The sequence below is a fragment of the Ruegeria sp. TASC047 genome, assembly GCF_059612445.1.
Window position 1 is genome coordinate 51486 of the sequence record NZ_JBXWQP010000001.1, and the last position, 16058, is coordinate 67543.

Genomic DNA, 16058 nt, shown 5'->3' on the forward strand with positions numbered 1-16058 from the left:
GGTTCGTGTGGTCCACCGGAAATGTCTGCATGGCGCGCTTCGAGATGCTGCCGACGTTACACAAGCGCGTGTGAAACAGACTTTCTTATTGAAATACAATTATATGTAGAATGTACTGTCAGTAGTATGGGGTGCGCCATCTGGCCAAGACAACTGAGACTGGAACCGATGCTTACGAGACGACATTTCATAGCGACCAGCGCGGCACTCTTTTCGACACCGATCGCATCTCCCGTGCTCGCGAGTACTTGGCCGACAGCGTCGCAAAGAGCGGCTTGGGATGCGCAGGTAACCCCTGCGAATTTCGATCTTGAGACCTCGAACCCCTGGGGTCTGCAACCGCGCTTCCTGCCGCGTCGGGTTGAAGCGCGGGCTGGTCTGACGCCCGGGGACATCCATGTCGATGCAGTAGCGCGGTATCTCTATCATATTGAAGAGGGCGGCACAGCGATGCGCTATGGCGTGGCAATTGCCCGCGGCAATCTTTACGAGCCGGGGACCTACACGATCCGACGCAAGGTCGAGTGGCCGCATTGGACGCCAACCAAGTCCATGATCGAACGCAATCCGGAATACGCCCAGTTCGAAAACGGGCAGGAGCCGGGTCCAACGAACCCCCTAGGCTCGCGTGCACTCTATCTGTTTGTCGGCCAGCGCGACACGTACTTGCGGATCCATGGATCGCCGCAGTCGAGGTCAATTGGCGGGCGGGCCAGCTCGGGATGTGTCCGAATGGTCATGGCGCATATCAACGAGCTCTATCCCAAGGTCGCGTTCGGTTCGACGGCCTACCTCTACTCTGCCGAAGATAGTGTCACCGCCCGCAGCTAGGTTGCCGGCTTGATGCAGATCGGATTGCCGCCAGCAGTCCTGAGCGGCAAAGGTGTTGTTTCAACCGGACCCGCATGCATGTACCAATAGCAGTTGTCCTCGGGCCGCAAGTACGCGGTCGCGAGGTCCTGGTTTGGTGCTGCCAATTCTACGATATTTTCCGGCAAGGGCGGACGTGACGACGCATCCTGTGAATTCGAGAAAGTCTCCGAGCAGGCCCCGAGCGCCAAAACGGTTAAGAGAAATATTGCGCTTTGTTTGTACATAAACCGACAGACCTGCTGGTTGGATTTCCTTGATGCGTCTTTCTCGCATCCAGCGGCATGCGGCGCAATGAAAAGGCAGGGACATAGGCGGGTTTTCTGAGAAAAGTGGCGGTCGCTCAGTGGTTTCGATCCAGACCGGCTGCGTTCGCCCCATGAATCGTGCGACTGTCTCACAACCGGAACTTTTTGCTTGAACCTCTAGTTACTGTAGGGCGTATGCACTCTGCACTATTGCGAATCCGAGGACATTTCATGCCACATGACGGCGCTAAAAACGCTCACGATCATCCGCCTTCAGACGACGATGCCTGCGGGAGTTGCGGCAGCGGGAACGTCGCACAGCTAGCGCAGGCCGACGCGATCGAGGGCCGCAGTTTTCATGTCAGCGGCTTGGATTGCGCCGAAGAAGTTTCAATTCTGAACCGGGTGGTGGGTCCCGAGGTCGGTGGCAGGGAGTATCTCGCATTCGACGTCATCAACGCGCGGATGACAGTTCTGGACGGCGGAACGAATCCAAGTTCCGACAAAATCATCGATATCGTCGCGACAACGGGCATGACTGCCAAACCCTGGGATGCCGAAGACGCCAGTGCGGATCAGGCGGCTCATCTGAAGAAGCAGAAGCTTTTCACGATGCTCAGCGGCAGCTTCTGGGCTGCCGGGTTCGCGTTCCACCTCATCGAAACCGGGATCGCTGGCGCGATCGGAATCTTTTCCGGTCACGGCGAGTCAGCGATGCCGATGGTCGAAGTCGCTCTTTTTGCTACCGCAATACTGTTTGGCGTTTGGCTTGTCGCACCCAAGGCGTGGTCATCTGCGCGCCGTTTTTCACCGGATATGAACCTGTTGATGGTCGTGGCGGTGGCCGGTGCCATCGGGCTTGGCGAGTTTTTCGAGGCCGCAACGGTGGCGTTTTTCTTTTCGCTCTCGCTGTATCTTGAAAGCTGGAGCGTGGGGCGCGCTCGCAATGCCGTCTCGGCGCTTCTCGATCTCGCACCACCGACAGCCCGGGTGCTCTACGACGATGGCTCTGAAGCCGACGTTCCCGCGGCAGCTGTCGCTGTTGGTGCGCGGTTCATCGTGCGAGGTGGCGACCGTATTCCCCTCGACGGGGAAGTTGTCGACGGGGCAGGGGCCGTCGATCAGGCCCCCATTACGGGCGAAAGTGCCCTGGTGCCGAAAGAGGCGGGCGACGACGTCTACGCCGGCACGATCAATGGCGAAGGCACCTTGACTGTGCGGGCAACGAAAGCCGCCTCCGACACGGTCTTGTCCAAGATTATCCGCATGGTGGGTGATGCGCATTCACGCCGTGCTGAGGTCGAACAATGGGTGGCCAAGTTCGCGCGCATCTACACGCCGGTCGTGATGGTGCTCGCCATTCTCATTGCATTGGTTCCGCCGCTTGTTGTTGGCGGCGACTGGGGTTTCTGGTTCTACAATGCGCTGGTTTTGCTGGTCATCGCCTGCCCGTGCGCCCTGGTGATCTCCACGCCGGTCTCTATCGTCGCCTCTCTTGCCGCCTCGGCGCGCAATGGTGTGCTGATCAAGGGCGGGGCCTATGTCGAAGCGCCCGGTCGCACGACGGCATTGGCCATGGACAAGACCGGCACGATCACCATGGGAGAACCTGAAGTTGCGGCCATATACCCGCTTGGCGGAATAACTGAGCGCGATCTGATGGCGAGGGCCATCGCCCTTGAGGCACGCTCCTCGCACCCGCTTGCGCACGCCATCCTTGCCCGGGCGGAGCAGGACGGGATGCAAATCACTGCCGCCGATGAGACCCGAACAGTGCCCGGGCGGGGTCTTGAGGGCGAACTTGATGGACAATCAATCTGGTTGGGTTCGGACCGATTTGCCGAGGAAAAGGGCCTTGGCGGGGACATCCCGACAGACCTGCGCGATCGGATCGAAGGGGCGGGGAGCACACTGGTTGCGATCGGCGATGCCAATGGAGTGAGCGGTGTGCTGGAACTGCGCGACCGGATCCGGCCCGATGCCAAGGGTATCGTTGCCCGTCTGCATGCGCAGGGGGTCAAGAAGATCGTGATGTTGACCGGCGACAACGCGGCAACGGCAAAGGCGGTTGCCGCTGAAGTGGGGATCGACGAGGTGCGCGCCGAACTCCTGCCCGAGGACAAGGTCACCGCCATTGAGGAACTGGTGACACAATATGGCACTGTCGCGATGATCGGGGATGGTGTGAATGACGCTCCGGCGATGGCGCGCGCGCATTACGGCATCGCTATGGGAGCCGTGGGATCGGACGCCGCAATTGAAACGGCCGATATCGCGCTGATGACAGACGACATTGGCAAAGTGCCATGGCTGATCGGGCATTCCCGCCGGACCATGGCAATTATCAAGCAGAACATCGGGCTGTCTCTTGCGACCAAGGCCGCATTCGTGGTGGCAACAGCCTTCGGCATGGCCTCGATGTGGGGCGCGATCGCGGCCGATGTCGGCGTTTCCCTTCTCGTTGTCGCCAACGCCTTGCGGTTGCTGCGGGCGCGCGACAACGACGACAGACCGCGTGGTGGCGAAGAGGTTGGCGAAGAAATGGCAAAGGCTGCACTGGCTCACGGACATTGATCGGGGACGACAACCGCTGTATCAAGACGCCATAGCAGACCTCGGCAAAGAGGCATCGAGCAGTGATGTTAGCGAGAATTCCAAGAAGACTGTTCTTGTTGGGCGGTGTGGGCGCATTCCTTGCAGGATGTGCGAGTAAATTCCGCTCGTACAACGGTCCAGAAGTGACGCGCGTGCGCCTCTACAAGTCGCAAAGACTGCTGGTGCTTGATGGCGCGGAAGGCGTGTTGCGCACCTATCCGGTCGGCTTGGGATTCGCGCCGGAAGGACACAAGCAATTCGAGGGCGATGGACGCACGCCTGAAGGTGCGTACACCATCGACCGCCGCAATCCGGACAGTCTGTTTCATCTGTCAGTTGGAATTTCATACCCGAACGAGGCGGACGTTGCCTTTGCCGAGGCGCAGGGCAAGTCGCCCGGCGGTGATATCTTCATCCATGGAGGCCCCCGAAAGGGTATCGATCCAATGGACAAGCGGGACTGGACGGCTGGATGTATCTCGGTCAACGACCGGCAGGTCGAAGAGGTCTACGCAATGGTGCGTGATGGGACACCCATCGATATCTATGCCTAGCAGCTCCATGAACTCATCCGACCTCAACAGGATCAGGCAAATCGGCGGCGCAGCGCAACATTGATCCCTTCAATGGCGATCACCATGATGACCACTGCAATCGTCACGCTCGCCGCCTTGTCGTATTGGAACGAGCGCACATAGGTCTGAATGTAGAACCCGATACCACCTGCCCCGACGACCCCAAGGATCAGCGACTCTCGCAGGTTCAACTCGAACCGAAAGATCGTGTCGCGAGCCACGACCGGGGCCATTTGCGGCCAGATCGCATGGCGCAGCCGCAGCAAGGGCCCGGCTCCGGCACTTTCCAAAGCGGCAATCGGGGCGCGGGACACACCATCAATCGCTTCGGCGTAGAATTTGGCCAGCATGCCTGTCGCGTGGAACGCCACCGCGATGATGCCGGGCAATGGCCCTAGCCCAACCGCGCCCACCATCAACATCGCCACCAGGATCAGCGGGATCGCGCGGATAAATGCCAGAGCGGTGCGGACAGGTCGGTGCACCGCTGCCGACACCATCGTCTCTGAGGCGAGAATGCCAAGCGGAACGGAAAGGATCACGGCACCGAGAGTGCCGAGGATCGCGATCCGCAGCGTCTCGGCGCTCCCCTTCCAGATCTCGTCCATAACGGTCGGATCCGGCGGGAACATGCGGCCCAAGAAACCCGCAATCCGGGGGCCCGCGGATAGCAGTCGGGACAGTTCGACTTCGGTGGTGATCAACGACCATAGCACCGCGCCGGCAATCAGCATCCCGGCCCAGAACCCGCCCAGATCGCGCGACCGCATCAGCTTACGACCTTGAGCCGTGCGCCGGATGCCGGGTCTGTGTCATCATAGAGCGCTGCGGTGGCGTCATTCGTCAAATCGCGCGTCGCGACATCAAAGACGATCCGACCGTTGCGCATACCGATGATACGGTCGGCAAAGCGCCGTGCCAGCTCCGGTTGATGCGATGAGAACACTGTCGTTGCCCCGCGTGCCTGGGCGGCGCTGGTCAGAAGCGTCAGGATGTCCGCTGCTCTGGACGGATCAAGGTTGCTGACCGGCTCGTCTGCTAGGATCAGCTGAGGCTCTTGTGCCAGACATCGCGCAATCGCCACGCGCTGCCGCTGACCGCCACTGAGTGAGTCCACGCGCCGGTCGGCGAGGTCCGTGATGCCACAATCGGAAAGTGCCAATCGGGCGAATTCCATGTCAGACGCCGACACGTTGCCGAGCAACGCGCGCCAGCCAGGCATCCGGCCCAACCTGCCGTTCAATACGTTGCGCATGACCGTGGATCGTTCGACCAGCGCAAATTCCTGAAAAATGAACCCGGTATCAGCGCGCTTTGCCAGGGGCAGCGCACGGTTGGGTTCGAATGGCGTGCCAAGGACCGAGACCCGCCCCTGCCAATCGCGCAGCCGTCCGTCCAGCAACGTCAAGAGCGTGGTCTTGCCGGCTCCGGAAGGACCAAGAAGGGCAACGCACTCGCCGGCCGCAATGTTCAGGGATACTTGATCGATGGCGCGCGGTTCTGCGCCGTAATGGCCGAAGCTCAGATCGTCGATGTGAATGGCGTTCTGCATCATAGTAATCCAAAGCGCTGAGCCATGGTCCGCACGCCGTCGAAAACCGAAGGGTCAGCTTCGACATAGCCATCCGGGCCATAGAGATAGCGGAGTTTGTCGCGGTGTTCTGGCATGTTGAGTTTCATCATGGCAGCGACAAAGCTCTCGCGAATTTCCGTGTCCAGTTCGGGCCGCGCGATGACGACGTGACTTGGAATGGCGTCGCTTTCCGCGATCCACGTGACTTGGGACTGTTGTTGGGGCGTCAAAAGAAGGTCGGCGTATTGGCTTGCCCCAGCGGCATCAACCAGGCCTTCCGCCATCGCCTGCATCGCCTGTTGGTAGCCACCGGCAAAGAAGATGCGGCCAAAGTAGTCCTCTGCCGCATCCGGTCCGGAAATCAGACCCGCACGCTCAAACTCGGCCAGGGGGTACATGTATCCCGATTCCGAAATCGGGTCGGCAAAGGCGATGTCGCGACCTTCCAGATCGGCCAGCGTCTTGAAGCCGCTGTCACGGCGCACAAAGACGCGGCCCGTGTAACTGGGCGCATCGCGGTAGACCTCTGACAAGAGCGGGATGGCACCGATTTCCCTTTCGGCCAGAACGAAGGGCAGGGCGCCCATGAAAGAAATATCGGCATCGCCATTGCGCAACGCCTCGACGGCCGCCGCATGGTCAATGGTCACGAACCCCTCGACCGGCATTCCGATTTCAGACGACAGCCAGGCGGTGATCGCCTCGATATCGCCCAAAAGCTTGTCGGGGTTCTCCTGCGGTATGAAGGCCAAGCGCAACGGGTCGGACTGCGCCAGAACAGGCATCGGCTGCGAGACAAGACCGGCCGCTGCGAGAATAAGAAGGTGACGGCGGTTCAAGCGAGGCATCATCAAAACGCCCTTTCTTCAATGGCGGCGGCATCCGTCTTGAACCGACTCCAACTTGCTTCCGCGGCCGTCCAGTCTTCTGCCCGAACGGCTGCGCCGACCTCTGCCAATCGCTCGGCCAGTGCGTAGATCTCGGGCCGCGCCGAAAGATTGGCCATCGTACCTGCATCGGCGGCCAGATCGGCGGCAACCGTATCGGTCAGGAGCAGGATATGTTGCGCATCCCGTTTCGGCAGAAGCGTGTCGAGCGTCGAGGCAAAGGTGGTGAGTTCTGCGAAAGCCAATCGGAAGGGCGTGTTCGCGGTATCGAATGCCTCATAGGGCGCATCTGCCGCGCCGACCGTTTCCAGATAGGCGGTCAAATCCGAGCGCTCAGCATCGGTCAGTCCAAGGTTCTTTGTCTCGTCGAACCAATCAACAACACTTGCCAGCGTCGGCAGAGAGCCGTCGTGGAAATACGGTGCCGTGTAAAAGCTGCCAAGCAAGGTCGGCGTGTCGAGTGCACCCGCGAGCGACCCTTCGTATGCCGCCGCCACCGATCCGATGTCGTGCGATTTGCGATTAAGAAAGTTGCCGGATGGCGTATGGCAGCTGGCACAGGATTGGTTGGCCATCCCGGCAAAGGGGCGGTTGAATACCTCTTCACCACGCCGCGCCGCATCCGGCGCCTTGTCCGTCAACTGGCCATCGCCGGTCAGCATGGAATTGGGCAGAAAGTCGAACTCGGTCATATAGGCGACCAGCGCGTCCAGCATGAAGGGTGTGGGCTCTGCGCCAGCGAATTCGTTGACGATCACGTTGCGCGAGAAATCCCGCAGCGACGCAAACCGGCCATCGCGGCCGTACGGCCCGGTAAACCGCAGCCCGCGCAGGCTTGGAATATCGATCGGATCGTCGCGGCGGTCGTTGAACATCGGGTTGAAGAAAGCGCCGTCCACGTCGACCGCACCGGGCTGGTGACTGGCACCGGGAATGAAAAAGCGTTGGTTGATGTCCGAGCGGTTGTGACAAGTCGAACAGGCGATGCCCAGATCGCGGGCCGGGCCACCGAAGATCTCGGCACTGTCGAAAAGCATGTCACCATAGGCGATCAGCGGCAGGTCGGTTTCGTCGATCCCTTGTTCTTCGAAATTGAGAACGAGAAGTGGCAGGGGGTCCTGATCGAAGATGTCTGAGCCGGGGGGCAGGGCGGCGGGCAATTCAACCTGCTGCCCGGTTCGGGCGATCATCTCTGGCACGGCAGTCAGTGTCTGGCGCGGGGTAGGGTCCGCAACGAGGTAATTTTCGGCCAGGTAGGCTGAAATTACTGCGCGCGCGGTGGTCATTGCGTCGCTATCCTGTTCCTTGGCTCCGGCACCGAGCACGCCGGCCGAGCCTGTGGCATTGTTGAGTTCCAGCCACCCCCGACCCAGTGTCCGGGCCGCATCAGGGTCCGCAGCTTTGATATGGTCGGCGAACGCGCGGTAGAGTTCCTTGGCAGTTGCCACTGCCCGTTGCGATACCGCCGGGTTGTCTGCAGCAATGGCCGCGTCCAGCTCTTCTTCGATTCTCAGCGCAATGAGGCGGGTGGCCGCCACATGAACGGCATGTCGATCCTGCCAGCCGATAGCGTCGGTCAAGTCACCGACATCAACGGCGCTTTCTCGGTCCAACCAGGCAAGGGCTCCGAGGCGATACTCCGAGCCATGATAGGGCTCGGACCAGGCTTGCTCCACCTTATCCCACGGGACAGGGGCGAGATTGCCCAGAAACAGCGTCAGGCGATAGGCCGCAGCTTCGGGGAGCCAGGGGGCTTCCTTGGCTGGTGTTGCAAAGGACGGACCCGTCACCGCCAAAGAGGTGACAATCACGAACAGGATCACGCGCAGGACGTGCTGGATCACAGATGGCTCCTCTCAAAAAGTTAGACGTGTCTAACTTATCTACCCAAAGCCAACTTGTTGTCAATCCATCAACCTTCAGGCAAAGTCCCGTCATGTCGTCCGGTGCATCACAGTCGCGTGAAGATTTCATGCCTGATTCCCGCGATCCCGAAGCCCAGGCCGACGGGTTCGCGCATGTGCGCAATGCGCATGAAAGCGAGATGGCGGAAGATTATGTGGAGCTGATCGCGGAGTTGATTGAAGCCCATGGGGAGGCGCGACCGGTCGACATTGCCGAACGGCTGGGGGTCAAAGCACCAACGGTGACCAAGAATATCTCGCGCTTGAAAGTGGCGGGGCTGGTGCGTCGAGAAAAGTATCGCTCGATTTTCCTGACCGAAAGAGGCCAGGCTCTCGCTGAGGCCTGCCGCAGGCGCCACAGGATCGTGGTCGCATTTCTGCAAAGCCTCGGGATTGACGAAGTAACGGCCGAGCGTGATGCCGAAGGTATCGAACACCATGTCAGCGACGAAACGCTCGCCGCATTCGAGAAACATATTAATGGGCAGGGTTGATCGCCATTGCGATGAATCAAGCCGTGCTAATGCCGCCCGTCAGTCACCTGGATAGCTGGAAAAGATTTCCGTCGATCCATCGTTGTTGATGAGAAACACGTCATAGGCTTCACGCCAGCGACTCTGGTCCATACCAGGTGAGCCCAGAGGCATATCCGGCACGGCGAGGCCTACAGCGTCCGGTCTTTCGCTAAGCAGTCTGCGAATATCATCAGCTGGCACATGGCCCTCGATCACGTAGCCCTCGACCAGGCCCGTGTGACAGGACACCATGCGTTGCGGAACGCCGTTGTCGAGCTTGAAACGGACCAGAAGCCCGGCAAACATGTCCTCGCCCTTGGGTGCAAAGCCGTTCTCTTCAAGGTGCTCCATCCATGCAAGACAGCACCCGCAGCCATTTGTCTTTTTGACGTCGATCGGCGTGGCTTCGGCGATCGCCTGAGCGGCGAGGCTGAGTGAAAATACGGTTGCGAGCGTGAACAGCTTCATGACGTTTGTTCTCCGGTTCTTGCGAGAACGCGGCGGATCTTTGGCACCGCGAATTCCCTTTGTTCATGATAGTCTATGGTGCTGGCAAACTCTTCCTCGGCATCGAAGACAAAGACGCTTGCGGTGTGGTTCATCGTGTAGTTGCCACCTTCAACAGCGACTTTCTCATAGATTGCACGGAAGCCTGCTGCGGCGCGTGCCGTTTCATCCAGCGTTCCGCTCCACCCTTGGATCGCTGAGTGAAAATAGCTGACATATTCAGCCATGGCCACCACGGTATCGCGCTCGGGATCGACCGTGATGAACACAACATTCATGTCCGCGACGTCGTCCCCAAGATCGTCAAGCCAGCCAGAGATATCTGACAATGTGGTTGGACACACATCCGGGCAGTATGTGAAGCCAAAAAACACCATCGATGGATTGCCCAGAAGCGACGCGGGTCCGACGGTTGCACCGCCTTGATCGGTCATCTGGAATTCCATCTGGGTGAGCGGCAAGGGTCGCTGAGCTACAGGTTCAGGCGCGCCAGGACCGTCCACCCGCCACCAGCCGATAAATAGCGTGACAGCAAGTCCGCCAATAGCGGCAGAACCATAAGTAAGGAGCGATCGCCGGTTCATCAGCCCTCCGGCCCACGCGCCGCGATGCCAAGAATGGGCACATCAATGGTCAGTGTTCCGCCATCGGCAAAGTTCAATGTCATAGGAAAGCTCTCGCCCTCGACCATCTTGGTCTGCAAGCGCATCAGCATGGCATGCAGGCCAGCCGGCTCAAGCGAGACACTTTCGCCCGGAGGAATCGTGATCTCGCCGGCTGGTGCCATGGAACTGACACCATTTGCGTCGGTCTTGGTCTCATGGATGTCCGGCATCATGGCGAGGGAGGTTTCCAACCCAACCAGTGTCACCGGGTCGGAGCCTGTGTTGCGCAGGGTCATGTAGGCGGCACCCGGACGGTTGGTGCCGATCGACGCGCGGGCCCATGCGTCTTCGACCACAACATCTTCCGAACCCGCAAATGAAGCTGTAGGCAGCCCAATCAAGATGCTGATTACAATGGCAATGGTGGAAGATAATTTCATGAGTTTGTTCCTAAAGTATTCTGGTCATGACCCACTCGCCGCAACTTCCGCTGCAACAAGGGCGCGCAGCTCGTCAGCTCCAAAAGGATCGAGGGGTTTGCCATTTACGAAGAAGGTGGGCGTCTGCCGCACGCCGACCGCTTCCACATCCGCGCGATCTTGATTGAGAACGCCAACGGTCTGAGGCGCCATCATTTGGGTTTTCGCGGCTTCCGCGTCCAAGCCAGCCTGCCCTGCAATCCCGAGGATCAGGCCAGGAGCGGGCGCACCATGGGATGCCCAACGCGGCTGGTACTCGAGAAGCGCCTCAAGGACAGGTTCGAAAACGCCCTGCATACGTGCAGCTTCTAGGACGCGAATAGCTTCTTCCGAGCCCTCTCCGTGAAATGGCGTGTATCTCAGCACGACACGGACTGCGCCGTCATGTTCGGCCAATATGCTCTTCACGATCGGATGGAAGGCGCGGCACGCTTCGCAAGCCGGATCGAGGAACTCGACGATGGTGACAGGGGCCTCTTCCGGGCCGAGGACCGGAGAGTAGGACCGGATCAGCGTTTCCGCGATTTCGGGCTGGACCGGTTCAACCTGAGCAACCGGGGCAGGGCGTGACTGATACCAAGCGGCGGCGGCAAAGACTGCAAGGCCAACCAAAAGAACCGATAGAACGATAGATTTGTTTTTCATGTGCGCTGCGCCTTCAGGGAGAAAATTGACAGGATCGCGATCAGTCCGAAGGCGATCAGCGACAAAAGCGGAATTGGGAGGCCGAGAAAGACCTGATTGTCGTCTGTGCAGGACGGGCCGGTCGCCGTGCAGGGTTGGATGCGTTCCGGGAGAATTCCAGTATAAAGGCCCAGATGCCAGAGTGCGATGGCAGCCCCACCAAGGGCGAGGGCAACGCCGTAGCGTCCGACCCCATAGTCTTGCCACCAAAGACCGAGGCCCAACACGACGGCCAATGGAAACATGAACGCGCGCTGGAACCAGCACAGATTGCAGGGAGCTTGCCCAAGAACTTCCCCGATATAAAGAACGGCCAATGAGCTTGCCAAAGCGACGATCCAGGCCCCGGCCAATGCCGTATCTTTCGAAATCATGCTGCTCATATCGACATCCGCGCCTTCAGATCGGAAAGGATCTCCTCTGCCGGTGTGCCGTAGACCCACGCTCCGACATATCTGCCGTGCGGATCAAAAAGGAACAGCTGAGACGAATGCCCCATCGTGTATCCGTTGGGCGAAGCGGCTACCTCGATCTTCTCAAAGTACACGCGGAAGGTTTCCGAAGTTCGCTTGATCTGATCGGCAGTGACGGTCAGCCCAATGATATCAGCATCGAAATGCGGGACGAGCTCTGCCAGTTGTTGAGGCGTGTCACGTTCTGGATCAATCGAGATAAAAAGCGGCTGGACTTGTGCCGCATCGGAGCCGAGCGCATCCATAACGGCGGCAACTTCGGCCAGGGTGGTGGGGCAAACGTCGGGGCAATTGGCGAACCCGAAGAAGACGAGCATCCAGCGCCCCGCGAAGTCCTCGTCCGTCTGCACCATGCCTTGGTGATCGGTCAGTTCGAAATCTGCCCGGAACGCAGGATCATCGGCGCGTTGTTCGCTTCTGGTAGAAATTTGCAGCCAGACGAACCCCACGATCGCGATCGCGGCGAGGATCCATAGCACTTTCTGAAATACAGATAATCTCATTGCTAGAATTGCGCCTGACTCCACCCATCTTTTGAGCCTTGTAAATGTTCTAGTAGCTAGAGGTTCAAGCTGTTTCTTTACACAGAGGCGGTGTGTCACGGACCCGTGATTGCAAGACTGGCTTGCGCATACCAATAGCTATAGCTACCAAAACTATAGATATGGAGGTTGCATGCTGACTATCGGAAACCTGGGAAAGAAGACCGGAACGAAGGTTCAGACCATCCGGTACTATGAACAAATCGGGTTGATGCCTGAGCCTGGTCGGACAGAGGGGGGACAGAGGCGCTACGGCGATGCTGAAGTCGACCGCCTGTCCTTTATTCGGCATGCGCGACAGTTGGGGTTTCCCCTCGAAGCGATCCGCGAACTTCTCGATCTCAGCGACAATCCGGATCGCTCATGCCATGAGGCCGATTCCATCGCGCGCCGGCAACTCAAGCAGGTAGAATTAAGGATGGACCGCTTGAAGGCCTTGCGCACCGAGCTGAAGCGCATGATCCACGAATGCAGCGGGGGCAATACGGCCGACTGTAAGGTTCTCGAGGTTTTGCGCGATCACTCGGAGTGCCTGACTGATCACGATGAGATTGGCGCGTAACAATGCCGGCATTCTTCGCCTACCCACTCGCAGCCCTGGCCGAAATCGCCGGGTGCTTTGCGATTTGGGCTTGGTGGCGTCTCGGGGCAACCCCTCTTTGGCTCCTGCCAGGAGCATACGCCTTGTTGGCATTTGGTTGGTTGCTGGCACAGGTCGATACTTCCGTCGCGGGTCGCGCATTTGCAGCTTATGGCGGGGTTTACATCGCGGCATCAGTCGCGTGGATGTGGTTGGTTGAAGGCCAGCGGCCTGACAGATGGGATACCTTAGGCACTGCTGTCTGCCTCTTTGGTGCCGCTATAATTCTCTTGGGTCCACGCAACGTCTAAAGAAAGGCCTTGAACCTACAGTCGCTGTAGCAATTACATCTTTTCTGAGACGATTCGAGGAGATGAAAATTGACCGCCAGTGACCCACTTATTGCAGCCACACCAATCTTGAATTTCGACCATCCGTCGATCAGGCGATTGGTCGAAGATAGGGAATGGCGCTCCCTTCCGACCCATGACCGGATCGGGGCGACGTACGACTTCGTGCGCAACGATATCCCCTTCGGGTACAACCGCGCGGACGACATCTCGGCCGCCGAGGTGCTCGCTGATGGCTTAGGTCAATGCAACACCAAGGGCACGCTTCTCATGGCTTTGTTGCGCGCGGTCGGCGTACGCTGCCGTCTTCACGGCTTCACTATTCACAAGGCGCTGCAACGCGGTGTCGTTCCGGAACCGGTTTATCCCCTCGCACCGGAAGAGATCATTCATTCCTGGGTCGAGGTGGAGACTGAGACAGGTTGGGTAAACCTCGAGGGGTTTATTCTCGACGCTGCGTTCCTGTCATCTCTCCAATCCACATTTTCCGGGACACTCAGTCTTTGCGGATACGGGGCAGGGACCGATTCCCTGCAGGCCCCGCCAGTGGAGTGGACAGGTGGCGACACCTATATCCAGGAAACAGGCATCGTTCAGGACTTCGGTACCTTCAACGCGCCCGACGATTTTTACGTCAACCATCGGCAGTCGTTTAGTTTGGTAAAGGAATTGCTGTATCGTCATATCATCCGCCATTGGATGAATGCCCGCGTGCGCCGTATTCGGTCCGGTAGCGTACCGCAAATTCCTGGCTTGGCGTTGCCCAACCATAAACACGAAGAATCCCGTCATGCCTCATGATAACGGCCATGCGCATATTGATCCTGCTTCAGGGGACCGCCGTGTCTCCATTGCGATCTGGGCCAACGCACTTCTGACCGTCGCGCAGATCGTCGGAGGAATCTTGTCCGGCAGCCTCGCACTCATTGCGGATGCGCTGCACAATTTCTCGGACATGGCATCCTTGGTGATCGCCTTTGCTGCGCGAAAGATCGCCAGACGCCCCGCCGACGAACGCATGACCTTCGGCTATGGCCGGATCGAAGTCGTCGCTGCATTGATCAACTACACCACCCTCATCCTCGTCGGCGTCTATCTGATCTACGAAGGCGGGATGCGGCTCATTGAACCGACCGAGGTCGCCGGTTGGACTGTGGTGATTCTGGGCTCAGTGGCGCTGATCGTCGACACATTGACCGCCGTGCTAACCTACTCGATGCAAAAAAGCAGCGTAAACATCCGCGCTCTTTTCCTGCACAACCTGTCGGACGCATTGGCCTCTGTTGCTGTGATTATTGGCGGCTCTCTCATCCTGCTCTATGACATGTGGTGGGTAGATCCTGCGATCACCATCGGTATCGCGCTTTACATACTCTATCTCGCTCTGACTGAAATTGGCCGCCCAATCCGCATCCTGATGCTCGGTAGCCCGCCCGACGTCGACAATGACGCGGTTGTCGTTGCAATCAGGGACGTCGACGGAGTCCATGACGTTCACCACGTTCATCTTTGGCAGATGCAGGAGAATGAAGCGGCGCTGGATTGCCATGTCGTGACCGCTGATGGCGCATCCGGTGAAGGGATCAAAGCTGCCGTAAAGGCGCGCCTAGCCGAGGAGTTCGGCATCCGGCATTCCACGCTTGAATTGGAAGATCTTAAGAATGCGCACAATGGCGCGCGACTCTATGGGCATGAAGAGGCCGGACCATGATGGAATCAACGCTTCTCTTTCTCGGTCTGGGGCTTGCAGCAGCGACACTGGCTTCGATCCTTTGGTCAATCGCGTTCCCAGAGCGTCGCATCTGGCCACCCCAGCACTACACAGCGGTCACGCCCATTCTGGTCTGGGTGCCGACCTTCTCCTTATTCGGCATCCTCATTTTGCTTGGCGTCTGGGGGTGGGGCGATCTGGCAGTTCCAGGATGGTTGCGTTTCGGAATTGGGATACCGCTCATTGTGATCGGCAATGTTGTAGTCTGGTCTGAAGTTGCCCATTTCGGGGTGCCGCAAACCGGCGGAGCGAAAGGCACGCTGAGGACCGATGGCATGTATCGCTACTCACGCAACCCTCAGTATGTGGCTGATATCGCGATTGTCGTAGGTTGGATGGTTCTTTCGTCAGCACCTTGGGCATTCGCGATGGGAGCCGCTGCTATCCTTGTTCTAATAGCCGCGCCATTCTCGGAGGAGCCTTGGCTGAAAGAACAGTACGGTTCTGCGTTTGAGGCCTATACGGCGCGGGTGAGGAGATTTCTCTGACCCAATTTCAGATCGTGCAGAAGGTAGCGTTCGCAATGGTGCAGCGATTCCAAGATGCTGACCATCCATAGTGCACGGAGATATTTATTTAACATAAGATAGATTATGCGTCATCTATACTGTGTGTTGCGATAGTATATTATTGTATGTATGCTGGGAGTCCCCTGCCAAGGAGCCCTAGCATGCGTGTCTTCCTTAGAATTCGACTTTTGCCCTTGGTCTTGGCCCTTGCATTGACGGGCATTTCGCAGCCCTCTAGCTCAAGGGCGCAAACGTATCCCATTGATTGCGCGATTCTGCTGTGCCTGTCCGGTGGCTGGCCTGCTTCTGTCCCGTGCTCTCGTGCGCGTTCCGAATTCATCCGGCGGATCACACCTTGGCCCGTAGAACCGCCGCTACAAATTTGGCGCTG

At 58.7% G+C, this 16058-nt stretch carries 19 protein-coding genes; 9 read left to right on the forward strand and 10 right to left on the reverse strand.

Annotated features, from left to right (window positions below):
- Nucleotides 1–168 precede the first annotated feature (168 nt).
- From AC2FLO_RS00260 to AC2FLO_RS00270, 3 genes are all read left to right on the forward strand, one after another.
- Nucleotides 169–831, forward strand: coding sequence for a L,D-transpeptidase (locus AC2FLO_RS00260; RefSeq protein WP_496811558.1), 663 nt, complete (start codon nucleotides 169–171; stop codon nucleotides 829–831).
- Between the two features lie 518 nt (nucleotides 832–1349).
- Nucleotides 1350–3692: a heavy metal translocating P-type ATPase gene (locus tag AC2FLO_RS00265; protein WP_496811559.1), complete on the forward strand. Its 2343-nt coding sequence runs from the start codon at nucleotides 1350–1352 to the stop codon at nucleotides 3690–3692.
- Between the two features lie 65 nt (nucleotides 3693–3757).
- Nucleotides 3758–4267 carry a L,D-transpeptidase family protein gene (locus AC2FLO_RS00270; RefSeq protein ID WP_496811560.1) on the forward strand — a complete coding sequence of 170 codons (510 nt, stop codon included), beginning with the start codon at nucleotides 3758–3760 and terminating at the stop codon, nucleotides 4265–4267.
- 32 nt (nucleotides 4268–4299) lie between these two features.
- Here AC2FLO_RS00270 and phnE read toward each other — a convergent pair whose 3' ends face one another.
- Genes phnE through AC2FLO_RS00290 form a run of 4 tightly spaced genes read right to left on the reverse strand, consistent with a single transcriptional unit; the run spans nucleotide 4300 to nucleotide 8592 of the window.
- Entirely contained in the window at nucleotides 4300–5058 is a 759-nt protein-coding gene (gene phnE / locus AC2FLO_RS00275; RefSeq protein WP_496811561.1) for a phosphonate ABC transporter, permease protein PhnE, read from the reverse strand.
- Nucleotides 5058–5840, reverse strand: a complete 783-nt coding sequence (locus tag AC2FLO_RS00280) for a phosphonate ABC transporter ATP-binding protein (protein WP_496811562.1) — start codon at nucleotides 5838–5840, stop codon at nucleotides 5058–5060. Before AC2FLO_RS00280 ends, phnE begins: the two co-directional genes overlap by 1 nt.
- Nucleotides 5840–6712, reverse strand: coding sequence for a phosphate/phosphite/phosphonate ABC transporter substrate-binding protein (locus AC2FLO_RS00285; protein ID WP_496811563.1), 873 nt, complete (start codon nucleotides 6710–6712; stop codon nucleotides 5840–5842). The genes AC2FLO_RS00280 and AC2FLO_RS00285 overlap by 1 nt, the downstream gene beginning before the upstream one ends.
- Entirely contained in the window at nucleotides 6712–8592 is a 1881-nt protein-coding gene (locus AC2FLO_RS00290) for a cytochrome c peroxidase (RefSeq protein WP_496811564.1), read from the reverse strand. Before AC2FLO_RS00290 ends, AC2FLO_RS00285 begins: the two co-directional genes overlap by 1 nt.
- A gap of 92 nt (nucleotides 8593–8684) precedes the next feature.
- Between AC2FLO_RS00290 and mntR the strand changes: the two genes are divergently transcribed.
- A complete protein-coding gene (mntR, locus tag AC2FLO_RS00295; protein ID WP_496811601.1) occupies nucleotides 8685–9146 on the forward strand; it encodes a manganese-binding transcriptional regulator MntR in 462 nt (153 codons plus the stop codon).
- A gap of 39 nt (nucleotides 9147–9185) precedes the next feature.
- On the opposite strand, the gene AC2FLO_RS00300 is transcribed toward mntR, so the two are convergent.
- The 6 genes from AC2FLO_RS00300 to AC2FLO_RS00325 are packed head-to-tail and all read right to left on the reverse strand — an operon-like array spanning nucleotide 9186 to nucleotide 12418.
- Nucleotides 9186–9635, reverse strand: a complete 450-nt coding sequence (locus AC2FLO_RS00300) for a DUF411 domain-containing protein (RefSeq protein ID WP_496811565.1) — start codon at nucleotides 9633–9635, stop codon at nucleotides 9186–9188.
- Nucleotides 9632–10258: an SCO family protein gene (locus tag AC2FLO_RS00305; protein ID WP_496811566.1), complete on the reverse strand. Its 627-nt coding sequence runs from the start codon at nucleotides 10256–10258 to the stop codon at nucleotides 9632–9634. The genes AC2FLO_RS00300 and AC2FLO_RS00305 overlap by 4 nt, the downstream gene beginning before the upstream one ends.
- Complete coding sequence (locus tag AC2FLO_RS00310) at nucleotides 10258–10719, reverse strand: copper chaperone PCu(A)C (RefSeq protein WP_496811567.1); 462 nt, start codon at nucleotides 10717–10719, stop codon at nucleotides 10258–10260. Before AC2FLO_RS00310 ends, AC2FLO_RS00305 begins: the two co-directional genes overlap by 1 nt.
- 24 nt (nucleotides 10720–10743) lie before the next feature.
- Nucleotides 10744–11403 carry a DsbA family protein gene (locus AC2FLO_RS00315; RefSeq protein ID WP_496811568.1) on the reverse strand — a complete coding sequence of 220 codons (660 nt, stop codon included), beginning with the start codon at nucleotides 11401–11403 and terminating at the stop codon, nucleotides 10744–10746.
- Nucleotides 11400–11825, reverse strand: a complete 426-nt coding sequence (locus tag AC2FLO_RS00320; RefSeq protein ID WP_323804414.1) for a disulfide bond formation protein B — start codon at nucleotides 11823–11825, stop codon at nucleotides 11400–11402. The genes AC2FLO_RS00315 and AC2FLO_RS00320 overlap by 4 nt, the downstream gene beginning before the upstream one ends.
- On the reverse strand, nucleotides 11822–12418 hold the full coding sequence (locus tag AC2FLO_RS00325) for an SCO family protein (protein ID WP_496811602.1): 597 nt from the start codon (nucleotides 12416–12418) through the stop codon (nucleotides 11822–11824). Before AC2FLO_RS00325 ends, AC2FLO_RS00320 begins: the two co-directional genes overlap by 4 nt.
- Nucleotides 12419–12590: 172 nt before the next feature.
- Between AC2FLO_RS00325 and AC2FLO_RS00330 the strand changes: the two genes are divergently transcribed.
- From AC2FLO_RS00330 to AC2FLO_RS00350, 5 genes are all read left to right on the forward strand, one after another.
- Nucleotides 12591–13019, forward strand: coding sequence for a MerR family transcriptional regulator (locus AC2FLO_RS00330; protein WP_323804412.1), 429 nt, complete (start codon nucleotides 12591–12593; stop codon nucleotides 13017–13019).
- Nucleotides 13020–13021: 2 nt separating this feature from the next.
- A complete protein-coding gene (locus AC2FLO_RS00335; RefSeq protein WP_496811569.1) occupies nucleotides 13022–13348 on the forward strand; it encodes a YnfA family protein in 327 nt (108 codons plus the stop codon).
- Between the two features lie 69 nt (nucleotides 13349–13417).
- On the forward strand, nucleotides 13418–14188 hold the full coding sequence (locus tag AC2FLO_RS00340) for a transglutaminase-like domain-containing protein (protein WP_496811570.1): 771 nt from the start codon (nucleotides 13418–13420) through the stop codon (nucleotides 14186–14188).
- Nucleotides 14178–15098 carry a cation diffusion facilitator family transporter gene (locus AC2FLO_RS00345; protein WP_496811571.1) on the forward strand — a complete coding sequence of 307 codons (921 nt, stop codon included), beginning with the start codon at nucleotides 14178–14180 and terminating at the stop codon, nucleotides 15096–15098. Before AC2FLO_RS00340 ends, AC2FLO_RS00345 begins: the two co-directional genes overlap by 11 nt.
- Nucleotides 15095–15646, forward strand: a complete 552-nt coding sequence (locus AC2FLO_RS00350) for a methyltransferase family protein (protein ID WP_496811572.1) — start codon at nucleotides 15095–15097, stop codon at nucleotides 15644–15646. Before AC2FLO_RS00345 ends, AC2FLO_RS00350 begins: the two co-directional genes overlap by 4 nt.
- The last annotated feature ends 412 nt before the right edge of the window (nucleotides 15647–16058 follow it).

What these genes read in the sequence shown, in the direction of transcription:
- AC2FLO_RS00270 (WP_496811560.1), top strand. Translation starts at nt 3,758, where the DNA reads ATGTTAGCGAGAATTCCAAGAAGACTGTTCTTGTTGGGCGGTGTGGGC.
- AC2FLO_RS00345 (WP_496811571.1), top strand. Translation starts at nt 14,178, where the DNA reads ATGCCTCATGATAACGGCCATGCGCATATTGATCCTGCTTCAGGGGAC.
- AC2FLO_RS00260 (WP_496811558.1), top strand. Translation starts at nt 169, where the DNA reads ATGCTTACGAGACGACATTTCATAGCGACCAGCGCGGCACTCTTTTCG.
- AC2FLO_RS00280 (WP_496811562.1), bottom strand. Translation starts at nt 5,840, where the DNA reads ATGCAGAACGCCATTCACATCGACGATCTGAGCTTCGGCCATTACGGC.
- AC2FLO_RS00320 (WP_323804414.1), bottom strand. Translation starts at nt 11,825, where the DNA reads ATGAGCAGCATGATTTCGAAAGATACGGCATTGGCCGGGGCCTGGATC.
- AC2FLO_RS00265 (WP_496811559.1), top strand. Translation starts at nt 1,350, where the DNA reads ATGCCACATGACGGCGCTAAAAACGCTCACGATCATCCGCCTTCAGAC.
- AC2FLO_RS00310 (WP_496811567.1), bottom strand. Translation starts at nt 10,719, where the DNA reads ATGAAATTATCTTCCACCATTGCCATTGTAATCAGCATCTTGATTGGG.
- mntR (WP_496811601.1), top strand. Translation starts at nt 8,685, where the DNA reads ATGTCGTCCGGTGCATCACAGTCGCGTGAAGATTTCATGCCTGATTCC.
- AC2FLO_RS00350 (WP_496811572.1), top strand. Translation starts at nt 15,095, where the DNA reads ATGATGGAATCAACGCTTCTCTTTCTCGGTCTGGGGCTTGCAGCAGCG.
- AC2FLO_RS00285 (WP_496811563.1), bottom strand. Translation starts at nt 6,712, where the DNA reads ATGATGCCTCGCTTGAACCGCCGTCACCTTCTTATTCTCGCAGCGGCC.
- AC2FLO_RS00315 (WP_496811568.1), bottom strand. Translation starts at nt 11,403, where the DNA reads ATGAAAAACAAATCTATCGTTCTATCGGTTCTTTTGGTTGGCCTTGCA.
- AC2FLO_RS00325 (WP_496811602.1), bottom strand. Translation starts at nt 12,418, where the DNA reads ATGAGATTATCTGTATTTCAGAAAGTGCTATGGATCCTCGCCGCGATC.
- AC2FLO_RS00305 (WP_496811566.1), bottom strand. Translation starts at nt 10,258, where the DNA reads ATGAACCGGCGATCGCTCCTTACTTATGGTTCTGCCGCTATTGGCGGA.
- AC2FLO_RS00335 (WP_496811569.1), top strand. Translation starts at nt 13,022, where the DNA reads ATGCCGGCATTCTTCGCCTACCCACTCGCAGCCCTGGCCGAAATCGCC.
- AC2FLO_RS00300 (WP_496811565.1), bottom strand. Translation starts at nt 9,635, where the DNA reads ATGAAGCTGTTCACGCTCGCAACCGTATTTTCACTCAGCCTCGCCGCT.
- phnE (WP_496811561.1), bottom strand. Translation starts at nt 5,058, where the DNA reads ATGCGGTCGCGCGATCTGGGCGGGTTCTGGGCCGGGATGCTGATTGCC.
- AC2FLO_RS00330 (WP_323804412.1), top strand. Translation starts at nt 12,591, where the DNA reads ATGCTGACTATCGGAAACCTGGGAAAGAAGACCGGAACGAAGGTTCAG.